The organism is Ralstonia sp. 25mfcol4.1, from assembly GCF_900104095.1.
Classification (GTDB): domain Bacteria; phylum Pseudomonadota; class Gammaproteobacteria; order Burkholderiales; family Burkholderiaceae; genus Cupriavidus.
Genome location: NZ_FNJO01000006.1, coordinates 76,393 through 93,918, shown reverse-complemented (window position 1 = coordinate 93,918; position 17,526 = coordinate 76,393). Strand labels below are relative to the sequence as shown.

The window sequence follows — 17,526 nt, the reverse complement described above, 5'->3', positions numbered from 1 at the left end:
CAGGACTGGCCGTCAGCGGGACGCCCCGCCGTGCGCACGGGTTGAGGCAGGCCGCCCGGGGATGCCTGTCCCCGGGGTCTGTGCCGCAGGAACTTCGCTTAGTAGGTGGCGCGTCCGCCCGACAGGTCGAACACCGCGCCCGTGCTGAAGGCGCAGTCCTCGGTCGTCAGCCAGGCGATCATCGACGCGGCCTCTTCCACTTCCAGGAAGCGGCCCATCGGGATCTTCGACAGCATGAACGCAATGTGCTGCTCGCTCATCGAGTCGAAGATCGGCGTGCGCGCCGCCGCCGGCGTCACGGCATTCACCAGCACGCCGCTCTGCGCCAGTTCCTTGCCCAGCGACTTGGTCAGTCCGATCACGCCCGCCTTCGACGCGCTGTAGTGCGATGCGTTCGGGTTGCCCTCCTTGCCTGCCACCGACGCGATATTGACGATGCGCCCGAACTTGCGCGCCATCATGTGCGGCACCACCGACCGGCAGGTCAGGTAGCTGCCGATCAGGTTCACCTCGATCACGCGCCGCCAGACGGCGGGGTCCAGTTCCCACGTAGGGGCATTGCCGCCCGTGATGCCGGCACTGTTGACCAGCGCGTCGATGTGTCCCAGCTTCCGGATCGTGGCTTGCGTGGCCTTGTCGACGGCGGTCTCGTCGGTCAGTTCCACGACCTCGCCCGTGGCCTGGCCCAGCTTCGAGAGCGCCTCGCAAGCCTTGACCAGCTGCGCCTCGTTGACATCCCACAGCGACACCACGGCACCCGAACGCAGCATCCGTTCGGCCACGGCGTAGCCAATACCCTGCGCACCGCCGGTAATCACGGCCACGCGGCCCTTCAGGTCGAGCTGGTTCATGGCTGGCCTCCCACGTTGGCTGCCACGGTGCGCTGCTGCTGTTCGCCCAGCCCGGTGATGCCCAGCCGCATGGTCTGTCCCAACGTCAGGTACACCGGCTGCGGCTTCTGCCCCAGGCCCACGCCGGGGGGCGTGCCGGTGGAAATCACGTCACCGGGCTGCAGGCTCATGAACTGGCTGATGTAGGACACCACGGTCGGCACGTCGAAGATCATCGTGCGGGTGTTGCCGTGCTGGTACCGCTTGCCGTCCACCTCCAGCCACATTTCCAGGGCCTGGGCGTCGGGCACTTCGTCGCGCGTGACCAGCCACGGGCCCATCGGGCCAAACGTGTCGCAGCCCTTGCCCTTGTCCCACTGGCCGCCGCGTTCCAGCTGGTAGGCCCGCTCGGAGACGTCGTTGACGATGCAGTAACCAGCCACATGATCCAGCGCATCGGCCTTCGACACATAGCGCGCCGTCTTGCCGATCACCACGCCAAGTTCGACTTCCCAGTCCACCTTTTCGGCGCGCGGCGGAATCTCCACGTCGTCGTTGGGCCCGACGATCGCGCTGGTGGCCTTCATGAACAGCACCGGCTCGGTGGGGATCGGCATGCCCGATTCGGCCGCATGGTCCGAATAGTTCAGCCCCACGCAGATCATCTTGCCCACGCTGCCCACGCACGCGCCGATGCGCGGCGAGCCTTCCACCAGCGGCAGCGATGCCGGGTCGATGGCAGCCAGGCGGGCCAGGGTATCGGGGGAAAGCGTGGCGCCGGTGATGTCCGGCACGTGGGCGGAGAGGTCGCGCAGGCGTCCCTGGGCATCGAGCAGGCCGGGCCGTTCCTGGCCGGCCGCACCGTGGCGAATCAGCTTCATCTTGTCTCCTGTCTTTATGGTGATGGGTGAAGAAGCGTCCGTTGCACTCTAAGCCGGCAGGCTATATCGTTCCAATCAATTTATAAGAGCGAGCCATTCCATTCTGGAATAGCCAAGGAGACACCGCATGTCACTGACACGCCGCCTGGTGAACCGGCTGAAACTCAAGCATTGGGCCCTGCTTAGTGCCCTGGCCGACACCCCCACGCTGAACCAGGCCGCCGCGCTGATCAACGTCACCCAGCCGTCGGCCACGAAGATGCTGGCCGATATCGAACAGGCGTTTGGCTTTGCGATCTTCGAGCGCCACGCGCGCGGCATGCGGCCGACGCCGCTGGGCATCGAGGTGGTGACCTATGCCCGCCACACGCAGGCCAGCCTGGACCGCTTTCTGGAGGACATGGAAGTGCGTCGCCGGGGCGGCCATGGGCATCTGGTGTTTGGCGCGATCATGGGGGCTGCGCCCGACCTGGTGGCGGCGGCCGTGGCCGACATCAAGCGCGAGCGGCCGCGCCTGGGCGTGCGCATCCTGGGCGAAACCAGCGACCAGATCGGCGTGTTGCTGGAGCGGCACGAGATCGAACTGGCCGTGGGGCGCTTTGCCGGCCCGCTCGACCACAACAAGTTCGACTTCTGCGCGCTGTCCGACGAACCGCTGCGGATCGTGGTGCGCAGCGGGCATCCGCTGGTGCAGGCGTTCCAACACGATCACGACGGGCCGGGCTGGGACGAACTCGTGCGCTGGCCCTGGGTGCTGCAGACGCTGACCAGCCCGGCGCGGCTGATGCTGGAAGAGCAGTTCGCGCAGGCCCAGGTGTCCACCCCGCAGGACGTGATCGAGTGTTCGTCGATCTTCGCCACGCTGCAGCTACTGCAATCGGGCGATGCCATCGCGATGCTGCCCGAATCGGTGGTGCGCGATCACGTCCGGGCGTCGCTGCTGGCCACGCTGCCCGTGGAGGTGGGGCAGGACATGAAGGCGTTCGGCATCCTGACCCGCAAGAACGAGGCGCTGTCCGACGTGGCCACGGCGTTCGTCGGACACCTGCAGGCGCGGGCGCAGTCGAAGGCCGCGGCGGCTTCGGCTGCTTAACGGCCGAAGCGGCGCGGGTCGTACGGCGTGGGGTCCACGTACGGCGTTTCGCGGTCGAACAGTTCGCCCAGCAGCCGCGCGGTGGCCGGCCCCAGCGTCAGGCCCTGGTGGCCATGGCCGAAGTGGAACCACAGGTTGGCATGGCGCGGCGCGCGCCCTACCACCGGGCGCATGTCGGCGATGCAGGGCCGCGCGCCCATCCACGGCTGTGCTTCCACGGGCTGGCCCAGCCGCACCAGATCGCCGGCCAGCATTTCGGCCCGTACCGACTGCACCGGCGTGGGCGGCGATTCATGATGCGCGAACTCGGCGCCCGTGGTCAACCGCAGGCCCTGGCGCATCGGCGCCAGCAGGATGCCGTTTTCTGCATCGAGCAGCGGTCTGTCCGGCATGGCGTTCACCTGGTAGTGGCGGTGGTAGCCGCGCTTGACGAACAGCGGCAGCCGGTAGCCGAGCTGGCGCGTCAGCCCCGCCGCCCATGGCCCCAGCGCGATCACGGCGTGTTCGGCCTCCACCGCGCCATCGCGCGTGCGCACCGTCCAGCCGCTGCCCGACTGGCGCAGCGTATCGGCATCGCCCTGCAGCAGCACGCCACCCTGGCGCTCGAACAACGCCGCGTAGCGCGCCACCAGTTCGCCGGGATCGCTGACCGTCCACGGGTCCTGCCAGTGCACCGCGCCGGCCATCGGCCGCTGCAGCACCGGCTCGGCGGCGGCCAGTGCCGCGCTGTCCAGAACCGCGTGGCGCAGATCGTGCGCGGCCGCGACGGTGCCGGCCGCCTTGGCCGCCGCCTCGAAGGCTGCCGGGGTCCGGTATGCCTCCAGCCAGCCGGACTTGCGGACCAGATCCTGGGCACCGGCGCGTTCGACCAGCGGCGCATGTTCGTCGATGCAATGGCGGATCAGCGCGGCGTAGGCACTGACCGTGGCCATATAGCGTTCCGGCGCGGATGCGTGCCAGTAGCGCGCCAGCGACGGCACCAGCGACGGCAGCGCACGCAGGTGGTAGTGCACGTCGTTGCCACGCCGTGCCGCCACCCGCAGGATCGCCTGCCAGGCGCGCGGAAACGCGTACGGCTGCACCGCCTCGCGCTGGATGATGCCGGCATTGCCGTACGAGGTCTCGCGACCCGGCGCCTTGCGATCGATCAGGCACACGGCATGGCCGCGCTGTTGCAGCGCCAGCGCCGTGGCAACGCCAACGATGCCGGCGCCCAGTACAACGACTTGGGTCTGGCGGGACGTTCTGGAAGCTTCTGTCATGTGGTCCTGCTTGCGGGTTTAGCGGTCTTGCGCGTCCGGGCGCCCTTTCGGGGGTTGCCGGGGCTGGTGCTCGCCATGTCGATCTCCCGGGCCGTCTCGCGCAGGCAGTCGGCCAGTTCGGCCACGCTCGGCGGCAGCCGGCGGTCGCGCAGCGTGATGATGCCTACCGGCGGCAGTTCCACTTCCACGGGCATTGCCAACACGTGGAAGCGGCCTTCCGCCTGCAATTGTCGGCCCACGGAGCCTGCTACGAAGCCTACCCCCTGCCGCTGCGCCACGAAGGTGGTGACGGCCAGGTACGACGACGACTCGATCAGGTCGGCCGGCGGCTGCTGCCCATGATGGAAGAACGCCTGCTCGATCTTGACGCGCAGCGATGCCCACGGCGGCGGTAACACCAGCGGATGCCGCGCCAGGTCGGTCCAGTCGGGGCTGGCCTGGCGGGACAGCGGATGGCCGGCGGCGACGATGGCCACCATCGGATCCTCGTAGAGCGCGTCGGTAATCAGGTCTGGCGCGGCGTAGGCGGGCTCCAGGCGGCCGACGATCACGTCGAGTTCCGACAGCCGCAGGCGCGGCAGCAGATGCGTGAGGTCGCCCTCCTCGACCAGCACCGTCGCGCGGGGCGAGCGGTCCTTGAGGCGCGCCACGGCCTGGGCCAGCAGCACGGGCAGCGTGGCGCCCATCGATCCCACGCGCACGCGGCCTGCCGCGCCGCTGGCCACGGCCTCGATCTCGTCGCGCGTCACGTCATACTGGGCCAGCACGGCGCGCGCAAAGCGCACCAGCGATTCGCCAGCCGGCGTGGGCTCCGTGCCCCGCGTGGAGCGCATGAACAGCGTCAGCCCCAGCATCTTCTCTACTTCGGCCAGCACCTTGGACACGGCCGGCTGGCTGACCGACAGGAATTCGGCGGTGCGGCCCAGATGGCGAAACTCGTCCAGCGCCACCAGCAACTGCAGGTGACGAAGCTTGATATTGGAGCGGAAGGCCCGGTCGATATGCGCCATGGCTGCGAGTCTACCTAACCGGAAGGTTATGAAGCAATGCCAATTTTCTATTGGATGGTTATGATCCGGGCGCCCACAATCGGTGCCAGAGCGGGTTGGCATCGAAGCCGGTCCGCGACCTAAAACAAGATCGGAGACAACCCCATGACGCAACGTCTTCCCGCCAGCCTGTCGCGCCGGCGACTTCTGCTGGGCAGCGCCGCTACCGCCGCCGTTGCCGCCACCGGCACGGCCAGCCTGCTGGTGCCGCGCATTGCACGCGCTGCCGGCGAATATCCCGACCGGCCCATCACGTTCATCTGCCCCTGGCCGGTGGGCGGTACGGCCGACCAGTCGATGCGGGCCCTGTGCCAGGTGGCGTCGGGGATTCTCAAGCAGTCGATCGTGGTGGAAAACCGCGCCGGCGCGTCTGGCATGATCGGGACGAAGGCACTGGCCCGCGCCAACCCCGATGGCTACACCATCGGCCAGATCCCGATTTCGGTCACGCGGTTCTCGCAACTGGGCATGCTGCAGCTGGACCCTCGCACCGAACTGACCTACCTGGCACGCACCTCTGGCCAGACGTTCGGCATCGCCGTACCGGCCGGCTCGCGCTTCAAGACGCTGGCCGATGTGGTGGCCGAGGCCAAGGCGAACCCGGGAAAGCTCACCTACGCGCATGCCGGCGTCGGCGGCGCCACGCACGTCGGCATGGAGCAGTTCGCGCTGGCCGCCGGCGTGAAGTTCAACGCCATCGCCTACAAGGGCGGTTCGCAGGCGCTGCAGGACGTGCTGGCCAACCAGGTGGACCTGCTGGCCGATTCCAGCTCGTGGGCGCCGCATGTGGAAGCCGGCAAGCTGCGCCTGCTGGCTACCTGGGGCGAGCAGCGCACGCCGCGCTTCAAGGACACGCCCACGCTCAAGGAACTGGGCTACAACGTCGTGGTGGAAGCCCCCAATGGCATCGGCGCGCCCAAGGGCCTGCCGCCCGACATCGAAAAGAAGCTGCGCGACGCGTTCCGCGCCGCCGTGGCCAGCGCCGAATTCAAGACCGTGGCCGCGCGCATCGACGCGCCGATCATGTACCTGGACGGCCCGGACTACAAGAAGTACGTGGCCGATGTCTACAGCCAGGAAACGCAGCTGATCCAGCGCCTGAAGCTCAAGGAAATGCTCGCGCAGAGCTAACCCGCCCCCAATCTGTCAATCGTGACCCTGAACCCCGTCATTCGCCTGCACGCCAACGACAACGTCCTGATCGCCCGCAGCGACCTGACGCTGGGCCAGCAACTGGAAGACCTGGGCGTGCGCGTGCGCGCCCAGGTGCCCGCCGGCCACAAGATTGCCGCCCGTGCGATTGCACGCGGCGAGCAGGTCAAGAAGTACGACACCGTGATCGGCGTGGCCGACCGCGACATCGCCGCCGGCGAGCACGTGCACAGCCATAACCTGCGGCTCGTGGATGACTACCGCGATCCCGCCTTCGGTGCCGATGTGCGCCCGGTGGCCTACGTGCCGGAAAGCGAACGCGCGACGTTCATGGGCTATGTGCGGCCCGACGGCCGCGTGGGCACGCGTAATTTCGTCGGCATCCTGTCGTCGGTGAACTGCTCGGCCACGGTCATCAAGCACATCGCCGCGCATTTCACCAGGGAACGGCTGGCTGCCTATCCCAACGTCGATGGCGTGGTGGCGTTCGCGCAGAGCAGTGGCTGCGGCATGTCGTCGCCAAGCGAACACTTCGACCTCCTGCGTCGCACCATCGCCGGCTATGCGCGGCATCCGAACCTGGCCGGCGTGCTGATCGTCGGCCTGGGCTGCGAGCGCAACCAGGTGGCCTCGCTGGTGGAATCGCAGGGGCTGGTCCCCGGCGAGAACCTGCACACGCTGGTGATGCAGGACACGGGCGGCACGCGCGCCACGATCGAGGCCGGCATCCGCGCCATCGAGGCCATGCTGCCGGCCGCCAATGCCTTCCGGCGGCAGCCAGTGAGCGCCAGCCATATCAAGATCGGCCTCGAATGCGGCGGCTCGGACGGCTTCTCCGGCATCACGGCCAACCCGGCGCTGGGCGCGGCCATGGATATCCTGGTGCGCCACGGCGGCACCGCGATCCTGTCGGAAACCCCGGAAATCCACGGCGTGGAGTACATGCTCACGCGCCGGGCGGTGACGCCCGAGGTGGGCCAGAAGCTGCTGGATCGCCTGGCCTGGTGGGAACGCTACACCGCCGGTCACAACGCGCAGTTCAACGGCGTGGTGGGGCACGGCAACCAGCAGGGCGGCCTGGCCAACATCTTCGAGAAATCGCTGGGCTCGGCCATGAAGGGCGGCACCACGCCCCTGCAGGCCGTGTACGAGTATGCGGAGCCGATCGACCGCGCCGGTTTCGTCTTCATGGACTCCCCCGGCTACGACCCCGTGGCGGCCACGGGCCAGATCGCCAGCGGCGCCAACCTGATCTGCTTCACCACTGGTCGCGGCTCGATGTTCGGCTCGAAGCCGGCCCCGACCATCAAGCTGGCCTCGAATTCGCCGATGTTCCGCCGGCTGGAGGAAGACATGGACATCAACTGCGGCCTGGTGCTCGATGGCGAACTCACCGTGGCCCAGATGGGCGAACGGATCTTCGAACACATCCTGCGCGCCGCGTCCGGCGAGCCCACCAAGAGCGAGCTGCTTGGCCTGGGCGATCATGAATTCGTGCCCTGGCATGTGGGGATCGTGAGCTAGACCCTTCGTATATCAGACGCTTCCAACATCCGACCACGCAATCGCATGCTGACCACCCTCACCGACCCCACCCTGCTTCGTAGCCAGAACTTCATCGACCAGCAGTGGTGCGACAGCCGCGCCCGCCTGGCAGTGACCGACCCCGCCACGGGCGCTGTGATCGCCGACGTGCCCGACAGCGATGCCGCCGATGCCCGGCGCGCCGCCGACGCCGCCGCCGCGGCCTTCCCCGCCTGGAGCCGCCGCACCGCCCGCGACCGAGCCCAGATCATCAAACGCTGGCACGCGCTGATCCTGGCCAACGAGCAGGACCTGGCGCGCATCATTTCCGCCGAGCAGGGCAAGCCGATGCACGAGAGCGTGGGCGAAGTGCGCTACGGGGCCTCGTACGTGGAATGGTTCGCCGAGGAAGCCACGCGCATCTGCGGCGACGTGGTGGCCGAGGCCGTGCCGGGCCGCAAGATGATCGTGCTGAAGGAACCGGTGGGGGTGGTGGCCGCCATCACGCCATGGAATTTCCCGCTGGCCATGATTGCGCGCAAGATCGCGCCAGCGCTGGCCGCCGGCTGCACCGTGGTGGCCAAGCCCGCCGAAGACACCCCGCTCACCGCACTGGCGCTGGTCCGCCTGGCGGAACGCGCGGGCCTGCCCCAAGGCGTGCTCAATATCGTCACGGCATCGCGCGCCAACACCCCGGCCGTGGTCGATGCCTGGCTGGCCGATCCGCGCGTGCGCAAGATCACGTTCACGGGCTCCACGCCGGTGGGCAAGCACCTGGCCCGCGAGTCGGCCGGCACGCTCAAGAAGCTGTCGCTGGAACTGGGCGGCAACGCCCCCTTTATCGTGTTCGACGATGCCGACCTCGATGCCGCCGTCGAAGGCCTGATGGCCGCCAAGTTCCGCAACGGCGGACAGACCTGCGTGTGCCCGAACCGCGTGTACGTGCAGGCCGGCGTCCACGACGCCTTTGTCGAGAAGCTTGCCGCCCGCGTGGGTGCGCTGCATGTGGGCCCGGCCACCGAGCCCGCCGCGCAGATCGGCCCGATGATCAACGCCCGCGCCGTCGACAAGATCGACCGCCATGTGCGCGATGCGGTGGACCGGGGCGCCCGCGTGGTGGTGGGCGGCGAGCGCGTGCGAACCGCCGACGGCCCGCACTACTACGCCCCGACCGTGCTCGCCGGCGCCACGCCCGCGATGGCGCTGGCGCACGAGGAAACCTTCGGGCCCGTGGCGCCCGTGTTTCGCTTCACCCACGAGGACGAGGTGATCCGCGACGCCAACGACACGCCGTTCGGGCTGGCCGCCTACTTCTATTCCAGCGACGTGCGGCGCATCTGGCGCGTGGCGCAGGCGCTGGAAACCGGCATCGTGGGCATCAACGAAGGCGCGCTGGCGTCCGAGGCGGCGCCGTTCGGCGGCGTGAAGGAATCGGGCTACGGCCGCGAAGGTTCGCGCCATGGGCTTGACGATTACATGCATACCAAGTATCTGTGCCAGGGCCAGTTGCACTGACAACGCCCATCGAACCCCGTTCGACACCCCGGACCGACAGGAGACACCCCATGCCCGCCCATAACCCGTTCAAGGCCGCGCTGGCCGCCCGCCAGGCCCAGATCGGCCTGTGGATGTCCGCCGCCACGCCCTACGTCGCCGAAATCAGCGCCACGGCAGGCTTCGACTGGCTGCTGGTGGATGGCGAACACGCGCCCAACGACGTGCGCACCATCCTGCAGACGCTGCAGGCTCTGGCCCCGTACCGCTCGCAACCCGTGGTGCGCGCCGTGTCGGGCGAGACCGCGCTGATCAAGCAACTGCTGGACATCGGCGCCCGTACGCTGCTGATTCCGATGGTGGACACCGCCGAACAGGCCGCCGCACTGGTGCGCGCCACGCGCTACCCGCCGTTCGGCGTGCGTGGCGTGGGCAGCGCCGTGGCGCGCGTGTCGCAATGGAGCGCCCGCAAGGACTACCTGGCCGTGGCCGACGACGAAGTCTGCCTGCTGGTGCAGGCCGAGACCGTGACCGCCATGCAGAATCTGGAAGCGATCTGCGCGGTCGATGGCGTGGATGGCGTCTTCATCGGTCCGGCCGACCTGGCCGCGTCGATGGGCCATCGCGGCAACCCGGGGCACCCCGAGGTGCAGGCGCAGATCGAGACGGCCATGCGGACGATCATCGCCAGCGGCAAGGCCGCCGGCACGCTGACGTCAGACAATGCACTGGCGCGTCGTTATCTGGAACTGGGCTGCACCTTCGTGGCCACCGGCGTCGACGTGCTGGTCTACGCCAACGCGGCGCGCAAGCTTGCCGCCGAATTCCTGCCGGAGCGCGCCCAACAGGTGTCCGCGCCCGGCGCCGCCTACTGAGTATCGACGATGTCCTCGCTGCCTTCCCAAGCCATGCCCTCCCAAGCCGACCTGCTGCACGCCATGCAGGCCATCGTCGGCCCCAACGGCTGCCTGACCGCCGACGCCGACACCGAGCCGTACGTGACCGACTACCGCCGCATCTATCGCGGCAAGTCGCCGCTGGTGGTCATGCCCGCCACCACCGAACAGGTCAGCCGCGTGATGGCCTGGTGCCATGAGCACGACGTGCCCGTGGTCCCGCAGGGCGGCAATACGTCGCTGATGGGCGGCGCCGTGCCCGACGACAGCGGCACGGCCGTGGTCATCAGCCTGAAGAAGATGAACCGCGTGCTGGCCATCGACACCGTCAACGACACGATGACCGTGGAAGCCGGCGTGACGCTGTCCGGCGCGCGCGCGGCGGCCGACGACGCCCGCCGCCTGTTTCCGCTGCGCATCGGTTCGGAGGGCTCGTGCCAGATCGGCGGCAACCTGTCGACGAACGCGGGCGGCACGGCCGTGCTGCGCTACGGCAACATGCGCGACCTGGTGCTGGGCATCGAGGTGGTGCTGCCCGACGGGCGCATCTTCTCGTCGCTCAAGGGCCTGCGCAAGGACAACACCGGCTACGACCTCAAGCATCTGTTCATCGGCGCCGAAGGCACGCTCGGCATCATCACCGGCGCGGTGCTGAAGCTGATGCCGCAGCCGCGCTCCACCGCCGTGGCGCTCGTGGCCGTGGACGGCCCGGAAGCCGCCGTCAAGCTGCTGGGCGAGGCCCGCGCGCTGTCGGGCGGCGCGGTCACGGCCTTCGAATTGATCTCGGCCCCGGCGTTGGACCTGGTGCTCGAATACCTGGGCGACGTGCCGTCGCCGCTGCCGGCGCGCCATGACTGGATGGTGCTGATCGAACTGACGTCGGGCACCGATGAGGAAACACTCGGCGGCACGCTGATGGAGATCCTGGAATCCGGCCTGGGCAACGGCTGGGTACTGGATGCCGCCGTGGCGTCGAGCCTGGCCGACGTGCAGCAGTTCTGGCGCATCCGCGAGGAAATCTCGGACGCCCAGACGCGCACCGGCGGCAGCATCAAGTGCGATATCTCGGTGCCGGTGTCGCGCATCGCCCAGTTCATCGACAAGGCGTCGGCCGAGGTGCTGGCACTGGAGCCGGCCACCCGCATGGTGATCTACGGCCATATGGGCGACGGCAACGTCCACTTCAACCCCCTGCGCCCGAAAGACCGCGATGCCAAGGACTTCCTGGCGCAGTGGTACAAGCCCGTGTCGGATCTGGTCGACGGCCTAGCCCACGCAGAGAACGGCTCGATCTCGGCCGAGCACGGCATCGGCGTGGCCAAGCGCGACGACCTGGGCCGCTACAAGTCGCCTGTGGAGCTGGAACTGATGTGGCAGGTCAAGCGCGCGCTCGATCCGAAGAACCTGCTGAACCCGGGCCGGGTGCTGCCACCGATCGCTGGGCCCGCTGACTGAGCCAGACCCCGCCGAGCACCAGCACCATGCCCGCGATCTGCGCCGTGCTCAGCGTCTGGCCCAGCACGATCCAGCCGATCAGCACCGCCGTGAGCGGGCTCAGGAACCCGAGCGTCGCCACGGCGCCGGGGCCCAGCCGCGCGATGCCCCGGAACCACAGCACATAGGTCAGCGCCGCGCCGATCACCGTCAGCCACGCCATGCCGAGCGCGTTGGCCAGCGTGGGCGTCGGCAGCGGCGGTTCCAGCCATAGCGCAAACGGCACCAGCAGGATGCCGCCCGCCGTGAGCTGCCATGCCGTGAACGTCAGCGCCGGCACCGGCGGCTGCCAGCGGCGCGTGAGTACGGTGCCCAGCGCCATCGACACCGCGCCAGCCAGCCCGGCCGCCACGCCCACCGCATCGAGCGTGGCCTTCGGGGTCAGCACCAGCAACGCCACGCCCGCCAGCCCGGCCAGCGCCGCGGCAACCGCGCCCACCCGGATCGCGGATCCCAGCAACACGCGCGACAGCGCGATCACGATCAGCGGCTGGATGGCGCCGAGCGTGGCCGCCACGCCACCGGGCAGCCGGTAGGCCGAGACGAACAGCATGGCCCAGAAGAACGAGAAATTGAGCGCGCCCAGCACCAGCAGCCTGAGCCACCAGCTGCGCGACGGAAGCTGCCGGCCCAGCAGCCAGAGCAGCATGCCCGCCGGCAGCGCGCGCAGCGTGGCGACCGTCAGCGGATAGCCGGCCGGCAGCCAGTTGGTGGTCACCAGGTACGTGGTGCCCCAGATGGCGGGCGCCAGCGCGGTCAGCAACAGGTCTGTCGAACGACGGGTGGTCATGGGGATTCCCTTGGGGACCAGCGCGGGTAGAGGAGCGCGGATGAATGTGCGCACATTACAGGACCGGCCCGTCCGCCGGAAGCCGACGGATATGGAACACAGCATTTACCGCCCGTCATGAATCGGCCCGCCATGAAAAAAGCGGGGCCGCAGCCCCGCTTTACGATAGTCGGGCGCCGCCAGTGGCTGGCGGCCCCTGTCTCGCGCCGGGCCAAGCCCTAGCGCGGGTTCTTCTTCATGTCTTCCTTGGTATCGCCATAGCTGGCCTGCGTGCGGCCGGCCACCTGCTGGGCCTTGCCCTTCATTTCCGTGGAAGTCTTGCCGGTCACCTTGCCGGCCAGTTCCTTTGCCTTGCCCTTGGCCTCGTTCATGCGGCCCTTCACCTGGTCCTTGTTCATGATCGCACTCTCCTGATGGGTCGGTTCGTAGGGCGTCCGGCGTCTGCGCGATGGCCCGGCTGGCGGGCGCTGCGGCAGGCAACGGCGCTACTGGACAGTGTAGAAAGGGCCTGGGGCCGGTCGTGTAGGACACGGCCGCGACAGCATGTCGGACGGTGCCAATGCACCCGCCCGGCTGCCGTTGCGGCTCGCCCTTGCGCACGCCGGGACGGCGCCCACAATTGGATGGGGCGTCCATATGCATCGCCGCCCCATGCGCCGTCTGGCGCAGCCTGACGTCACGCTCCATGCCTCACTTAATCCGCCATTCATCGAATGACGATACGCTTGCAGCACTTCGCCTTCCACCAGCCTTGCCCCGCCCCGCCACATGGACGGCCAACTGCATATTGAACACCTGACCGGCCACGGCCGCGGCCCTTACACCTTCGAAGTGACGGGCGGCAAATGCACGGTGCTGTCGGGCCCTTCGGGCAGCGGCAAGAGCCTGCTGCTGCGCATGATCGCCGATCTCGATCCCAGCGACGGCAGCGTCCGCATCGGCAGCACGCCGCGTGAAGCGCTGAGCGGACCGGCATGGCGACGCGAGGTGATTTATGTGGCGGCCGAATCGGGCTGGTGGGCCGACGACGTGCGCAGCCATTTCGACGACCTGGGCCCGGCCGACATCCCCGGTACACCCGATCCCTCCGGAACCCCCGGCACCCCCGGCACCCCGGATACCCGGCTCGCGCGTCTGGCGCAACGGCTCCGCCTGCGCGACGACATCCTGGCCGCGCGCGTCAGCCATCTGTCCACCGGAGAACGGCAGCGGCTGGCGCTGCTGCGGGCCATCGTCCGCCGCCCGCGCTTCCTGCTGCTCGACGAGCCCACCTCGGCGCTGGATCACGACACCACACTGGCCGTGGAAGCCGTGCTGCGCGAAGTCATGGCCGAAGGCGTCGGGTTGCTGGTCGTTTCCCACAACGCCGAACAGGCAGCGCGCCTGCAGCACGCGCACTGGCGCCTGTGCCCGTCCGGACTGGAGCCCTTGCACCCATGCACCCGATCCTGCTGACAACGGGCGACCTGACGCTGGCCAGCCTGCTGATCGTGGCGGGCGCTGCGCTGTCGCTGGCCATGTCGCTGGGCATCCATCGCGCCCTGCTCTGGGCGGCGGCCCGCATGGTGGTGCAACTGATGCTGGTGGGCCTGGTGCTGCGCGCGGTCTTTGCGCTGTCGTCGCCGTGGCTCACGCTGCTGGTGGTGACGGCGATGATCTTCGCCGCCGCGCGTGAATCCGGCAGCCGGCTGGAGCGCCGCTTCGCACCGCGCTGGCAGATGGCGATCGGGCTGGCGTCGGTGAGCGCACCCACGCTGGTCATCACGGTGCTGGCCCTGCTCACCGCCCTGCGCCCCACGCCGTGGTACGACGCGCGCCACGCGATTCCGCTGGCCGGCATCATCCTGGGCAACGCCATGAACGCGGCCAGCCTGACGCTGCACGCCACGCTCAACGCCGCCTGGCACCAGCGCCAGGCCATCGAGGCCAGGCTGGCCCTTGGGGACGACCGCCATGCCGCATTGCGACCGATCCTGCGCCAGGCGGTGCGCGGCGGACTGCTGCCGACGATCAATACGATGGCGGCAGCGGGCATCATCACGCTGCCAGGCATCATGACAGGCCAGATCCTCGCCGGCATGGACGCGATGGACGCCGCGCGCTACCAGATCCTTCTGATGTTCCTGCTGGCCGGCGGCAGCATGCTGGCCGTGGTGGTGGCCGGCTGGCTGGCCGTATGGCGCCTGACCGACGAGCGTCACCGCCTGCGCCTGGACCGCCTGCACGCGGCCTGAACCGCTACCCAACTGCAACAGCCCTGACACCGTTGACATGGCACTTCGTAGAACTGCCATGTGGTGACGCATTTCCCTGCAACAGTCTCATTCTGAATGAGAAAAATCCCACTCAGAGTGACGAAGAAGCGAGCCAAATCAAAGCTGAAAATTTCATGCCTTCCGATCATTGCGGATTCCTTCCCAACCTGGAGAACAAGGCATGAAACTCAAACTGGCAGCGGCTGCTGCAATCACGATGTTTGCCGCTGGCGCTCAGGCGCAGTCGAGCATCACCCTGTACGGCGTGGCCGACGTCGGCGTGGAATACCTGAACCGCACCGCCGGCGACCACAGCAACGTGCGCATGCAGTCCGGCAACGGCATCACCACCGGTTCCTGGTGGGGTTTGCGCGGCACGGAAGACCTGGGTGGCGGCTTCAAGGGCATCTTTGTGCTGGAAAGCGGCTTCGACCTGGACACCGGCACAACGGCCAATAACCGTCTCTTCAACCGGCAGGCTTTCGTAGGCCTGCAAGGCCGGTTCGGCGCCCTGATGCTGGGCCGCCAGCAGACGCCGATCTACGACTTCACGCTGGCGTTCGACCCGATGGCCGCCACCTCGCAGTATTCGATCGTCAACCTCGACCCCTCCATGGCCAGCCGGGCCGACAACGCCATCCAGTACAAGGGCACGTTCGGCGGCCTGACCGCGGCGGCGCTGTACAGCTTCGGCTATGACAACAGCAACGTGTTCGGCGTCGGCAGCGGCGAGATACCGGGCAACTACAAGAAGGGCCGCGAGTACGCCGCCAGCCTGCGCTACACGACGGGGCCGTTCGACGTCGGCGTGGTGTACGACCTGCGCCAGCCCGACACCCATATCAAGGACCAGCGCGCGTCCGTGGCCGGCAGCTACGCCTTGGGCCCGACCAAGGTCTTTGCCGGCTATCGGTGGGAAAACCGCAGCGGCGCGGGCGCGGCGTTCAGGCACAGCAACATCTACTGGATCGGGTTGGGCTACCAGGCCACACCGGCGCTGATGCTGAAGGGCGCGGTGTACTACAACGACCATGCCGAGACCAGCGCCGACCCGGCCGTCTTCGTCGCCACGGCCGACTACGCGTTCTCCAAGCGCACCAGCGCCTACCTGGACCTTGGCTACGCGTGGAACCGCACCAGCAAGGGCGTTTCGTCGCACGCCAGCCTGAGCACCGACAACATCCGGGCAGGCGACAGCCAATTCGGCGCGATGGTGGGGGTGCGCCACCGGTTCTGATTCCGCACCACGACACTTTCCGCTTTTTGCCCGGCCGCGCGCCGGGCTTTTTTATGTCGATGGCGCCCAGCGTTCCGAAAAGTACCAGCCCCGCTGCCGCGACGACTTCTTCGACCGACAGGAGGAAGCGGACTTCGAATAACGCCCGGGTACCGATGGGGCGTCGGGCCGGTCTCGTCCATAACGGCTGATGGCCCCATCCCGCAATGCCCTCGCCGTGCCGATGCCGCGGCACTATTCGCTGTCGCGGACGATCATGGAACTGGGCGCCAGCAAGTCAGGTTTCGATGCAATCCTGTGCCGCCACTTCAGCGCCGGCCACCCGCGAGCTTCCGCGCATCGGGATGGCCCCGCAGCCGCCACATCGCCACGCAGCCGAGTGCCGGGCCGATGGCCAGCATGCCGAAGCCTGCGCGCCAGCCCATCCATTCGACCACGTGGGGCACCAGGTGGATGCTGGCCAGCGTCAGCAGGAAGCCGGCGCATGTCTGCGCGGTCAGCAGCGTGCCGATCGATGACGGGTCGGCCAGTTCGGTCACGCTGGCCGAGAACTGGGCGGAATCGGCGATGACCGATACGCCCCAGACCAGCGCCACCGTCACCAGTACCGCCATCGGTGCCGTATCGAGCCAGCCCATCAGCGCCGCGCAGCTTGCGCTGATGGCCATGGCGCCGATGGTGACGGCCGTGCGGCCCACGCGGTCCGCCAGCCATCCGCCCGCCCAGGCACCGAGCGCGCCAATGGCAATTGCCACAAAGGTCAGCAGTTCCGCCCGCCCGCGCGCATCGTCCATGCCGCGTGCGGCAAACGACTGCTGCAGGAACAGCGCCAGCCACGCCCACATCGCGTAAAGCTCCCACATATGCCCCAGGTAGCCCAGGTTGGCCAGGCGCACTGCGGGCTGGCGCCAGGCCTGCGCGATCTTGGCTGGGTCGATGCGCGCGGCCTTCCGGAGATTCGGACCCATCGCGGCCAGGCCGATCAGCAGCGCCGCGCAGGCCGCGCAGGCCGCCGCCACGGCGTAGATGGTGCGCCAGTCGGGGCCGCCCGCAGCGGGCGTCAGCCAGGCCGCCACCAGATGCGGACTGGCCGACCCGAGCGTCAGCGCGCCCACCAGCAACCCGATCAGCAAACCCAGGTCGGTCCGCGCCCATGTTGCCGCCAGCCGCATGCCCACCGGATAGACCCCGGCCATGCACATGCCGGTGATGAAGCGCAACGCCACCACCGCGCCGCCGGTGGGCGCGATGAACGCGAGCATGCCCGTGGCCAGCGCCGCCACCAGCGCCGAGCCGGCAAACAGGCGGCGCAGGTCGTAGCGGTCGGGCAAGGACAGCAGCGCCGACAACAGCGTGCCAGCGACAAAGCCGAACTGCACGGCGCTGGTCAGCAGCGCCTCGTCGAATGCGGACATGGCCTCGCTGCGTTTGATCAGCGCCACGGCGGTGCTCGCAGAGAACCACACGCCCATCGCCGCCACTTCGGCCAGCAGCAGGATGGCGATCGAGAACACCTTGCCGCGCTGGCGCTGCTGCACAGGCGCGGCCGTCGACGTGGGTACCGTCATC

16 protein-coding genes are annotated in these 17,526 nt (G+C 68.5%); 9 read left to right on the top strand and 7 right to left on the bottom strand.

Annotation, left to right across the window (positions count from 1 at the left end):
- Nucleotides 1–98: 98 nt before the first annotated feature.
- Together BLQ58_RS12630 and BLQ58_RS12625 are read right to left on the bottom strand one after the other, a co-directional pair.
- Complete coding sequence (locus tag BLQ58_RS12630) at nt 99–851, bottom strand: SDR family NAD(P)-dependent oxidoreductase (protein WP_092598303.1); 753 nt, start codon at nt 849–851, stop codon at nt 99–101.
- Nucleotides 848–1,711, bottom strand: a complete 864-nt coding sequence (locus tag BLQ58_RS12625) for a fumarylacetoacetate hydrolase family protein (protein WP_092598300.1) — start codon at nt 1,709–1,711, stop codon at nt 848–850. The genes BLQ58_RS12630 and BLQ58_RS12625 overlap by 4 nt, the downstream gene beginning before the upstream one ends.
- Nucleotides 1,712–1,838: 127 nt before the next feature.
- Between BLQ58_RS12625 and BLQ58_RS12620 the strand changes: the two genes are divergently transcribed.
- Nucleotides 1,839–2,804 carry a LysR substrate-binding domain-containing protein gene (locus tag BLQ58_RS12620; protein WP_092598297.1) on the top strand — a complete coding sequence of 322 codons (966 nt, stop codon included), beginning with the start codon at nt 1,839–1,841 and terminating at the stop codon, nt 2,802–2,804.
- On the opposite strand, the gene BLQ58_RS12615 is transcribed toward BLQ58_RS12620, so the two are convergent.
- On the bottom strand, nt 2,801–4,066 hold the full coding sequence (locus BLQ58_RS12615) for an NAD(P)/FAD-dependent oxidoreductase (RefSeq protein ID WP_092598294.1): 1,266 nt from the start codon (nt 4,064–4,066) through the stop codon (nt 2,801–2,803). The genes BLQ58_RS12620 and BLQ58_RS12615 overlap by 4 nt on opposite strands.
- Nucleotides 4,063–5,076, bottom strand: a complete 1,014-nt coding sequence (locus BLQ58_RS12610) for a LysR substrate-binding domain-containing protein (protein ID WP_092598291.1) — start codon at nt 5,074–5,076, stop codon at nt 4,063–4,065. Before BLQ58_RS12610 ends, BLQ58_RS12615 begins: the two co-directional genes overlap by 4 nt.
- 144 nt (nt 5,077–5,220) lie before the next feature.
- Here BLQ58_RS12610 and BLQ58_RS12605 point away from each other — a divergent pair, with 144 nt between their 5' ends.
- From BLQ58_RS12605 to BLQ58_RS12585, 5 genes are all read left to right on the top strand, one after another.
- On the top strand, nt 5,221–6,246 hold the full coding sequence (locus BLQ58_RS12605) for a tripartite tricarboxylate transporter substrate binding protein (RefSeq protein WP_092598288.1): 1,026 nt from the start codon (nt 5,221–5,223) through the stop codon (nt 6,244–6,246).
- A gap of 21 nt (nt 6,247–6,267) precedes the next feature.
- Nucleotides 6,268–7,791, top strand: a complete 1,524-nt coding sequence (locus BLQ58_RS12600; protein WP_092598285.1) for a UxaA family hydrolase — start codon at nt 6,268–6,270, stop codon at nt 7,789–7,791.
- Between the two features lie 45 nt (nt 7,792–7,836).
- Nucleotides 7,837–9,306, top strand: coding sequence for an NAD-dependent succinate-semialdehyde dehydrogenase (locus BLQ58_RS12595; RefSeq protein ID WP_092598280.1), 1,470 nt, complete (start codon nt 7,837–7,839; stop codon nt 9,304–9,306).
- Nucleotides 9,307–9,356: 50 nt separating this feature from the next.
- On the top strand, nt 9,357–10,160 hold the full coding sequence (hpaI, locus tag BLQ58_RS12590) for a 4-hydroxy-2-oxoheptanedioate aldolase (RefSeq protein ID WP_092598277.1): 804 nt from the start codon (nt 9,357–9,359) through the stop codon (nt 10,158–10,160).
- 63 nt (nt 10,161–10,223) lie between these two features.
- On the top strand, nt 10,224–11,636 hold the full coding sequence (locus tag BLQ58_RS12585) for an FAD-binding oxidoreductase (protein ID WP_092598742.1): 1,413 nt from the start codon (nt 10,224–10,226) through the stop codon (nt 11,634–11,636).
- Here BLQ58_RS12585 and BLQ58_RS12580 read toward each other — a convergent pair.
- Complete coding sequence (locus BLQ58_RS12580; RefSeq protein WP_092598274.1) at nt 11,560–12,465, bottom strand: EamA family transporter; 906 nt, start codon at nt 12,463–12,465, stop codon at nt 11,560–11,562. The genes BLQ58_RS12585 and BLQ58_RS12580 overlap by 77 nt on opposite strands.
- Before the next feature lie 218 nt (nt 12,466–12,683).
- Nucleotides 12,684–12,863: a CsbD family protein gene (locus tag BLQ58_RS12575; protein ID WP_092598271.1), complete on the bottom strand. Its 180-nt coding sequence runs from the start codon at nt 12,861–12,863 to the stop codon at nt 12,684–12,686.
- Nucleotides 12,864–13,233: 370 nt separating this feature from the next.
- Between BLQ58_RS12575 and BLQ58_RS12570 the strand changes: the two genes are divergently transcribed.
- The 3 genes from BLQ58_RS12570 (at nt 13,234) to BLQ58_RS12560 (ending at nt 15,957) form a co-directional block, all read left to right on the top strand.
- Nucleotides 13,234–13,920 (top strand): ABC transporter ATP-binding protein, encoded by a 687-nt coding sequence (locus BLQ58_RS12570; protein ID WP_092598268.1) that lies wholly within the window; start codon nt 13,234–13,236, stop codon nt 13,918–13,920.
- On the top strand, nt 13,902–14,699 hold the full coding sequence (gene fetB / locus BLQ58_RS12565; RefSeq protein ID WP_092598265.1) for an ABC transporter permease: 798 nt from the start codon (nt 13,902–13,904) through the stop codon (nt 14,697–14,699). The genes BLQ58_RS12570 and fetB overlap by 19 nt, the downstream gene beginning before the upstream one ends.
- Before the next feature lie 202 nt (nt 14,700–14,901).
- Nucleotides 14,902–15,957, top strand: a complete 1,056-nt coding sequence (locus BLQ58_RS12560) for a porin (protein ID WP_092598262.1) — start codon at nt 14,902–14,904, stop codon at nt 15,955–15,957.
- 308 nt (nt 15,958–16,265) lie between these two features.
- On the opposite strand, the gene BLQ58_RS12555 is transcribed toward BLQ58_RS12560, so the two are convergent.
- Nucleotides 16,266–17,525: an MFS transporter gene (locus BLQ58_RS12555; RefSeq protein ID WP_092598259.1), complete on the bottom strand. Its 1,260-nt coding sequence runs from the start codon at nt 17,523–17,525 to the stop codon at nt 16,266–16,268.
- Nucleotide 17,526: the final 1 nt, after the last annotated feature.

Coding starts and splice junctions, on each gene's coding strand:
- BLQ58_RS12620 (WP_092598297.1), top strand. CDS start 1,839: ATGTCACTGACACGCCGCCTGGTGAACCGGCTGAAACTCAAGCATTGG.
- BLQ58_RS12585 (WP_092598742.1), top strand. CDS start 10,224: ATGCAGGCCATCGTCGGCCCCAACGGCTGCCTGACCGCCGACGCCGAC.
- BLQ58_RS12605 (WP_092598288.1), top strand. CDS start 5,221: ATGACGCAACGTCTTCCCGCCAGCCTGTCGCGCCGGCGACTTCTGCTG.
- BLQ58_RS12570 (WP_092598268.1), top strand. CDS start 13,234: ATGGACGGCCAACTGCATATTGAACACCTGACCGGCCACGGCCGCGGC.
- BLQ58_RS12615 (WP_092598294.1), bottom strand. CDS start 4,066: ATGACAGAAGCTTCCAGAACGTCCCGCCAGACCCAAGTCGTTGTACTG.
- BLQ58_RS12595 (WP_092598280.1), top strand. CDS start 7,837: ATGCTGACCACCCTCACCGACCCCACCCTGCTTCGTAGCCAGAACTTC.
- BLQ58_RS12555 (WP_092598259.1), bottom strand. CDS start 17,525: ATGACGGTACCCACGTCGACGGCCGCGCCTGTGCAGCAGCGCCAGCGC.
- fetB (WP_092598265.1), top strand. CDS start 13,902: ATGCACCCGATCCTGCTGACAACGGGCGACCTGACGCTGGCCAGCCTG.
- BLQ58_RS12630 (WP_092598303.1), bottom strand. CDS start 851: ATGAACCAGCTCGACCTGAAGGGCCGCGTGGCCGTGATTACCGGCGGT.
- BLQ58_RS12610 (WP_092598291.1), bottom strand. CDS start 5,076: ATGGCGCATATCGACCGGGCCTTCCGCTCCAATATCAAGCTTCGTCAC.
- hpaI (WP_092598277.1), top strand. CDS start 9,357: ATGCCCGCCCATAACCCGTTCAAGGCCGCGCTGGCCGCCCGCCAGGCC.
- BLQ58_RS12575 (WP_092598271.1), bottom strand. CDS start 12,863: ATGAACAAGGACCAGGTGAAGGGCCGCATGAACGAGGCCAAGGGCAAG.
- BLQ58_RS12580 (WP_092598274.1), bottom strand. CDS start 12,465: ATGACCACCCGTCGTTCGACAGACCTGTTGCTGACCGCGCTGGCGCCC.
- BLQ58_RS12560 (WP_092598262.1), top strand. CDS start 14,902: ATGAAACTCAAACTGGCAGCGGCTGCTGCAATCACGATGTTTGCCGCT.
- BLQ58_RS12625 (WP_092598300.1), bottom strand. CDS start 1,711: ATGAAGCTGATTCGCCACGGTGCGGCCGGCCAGGAACGGCCCGGCCTG.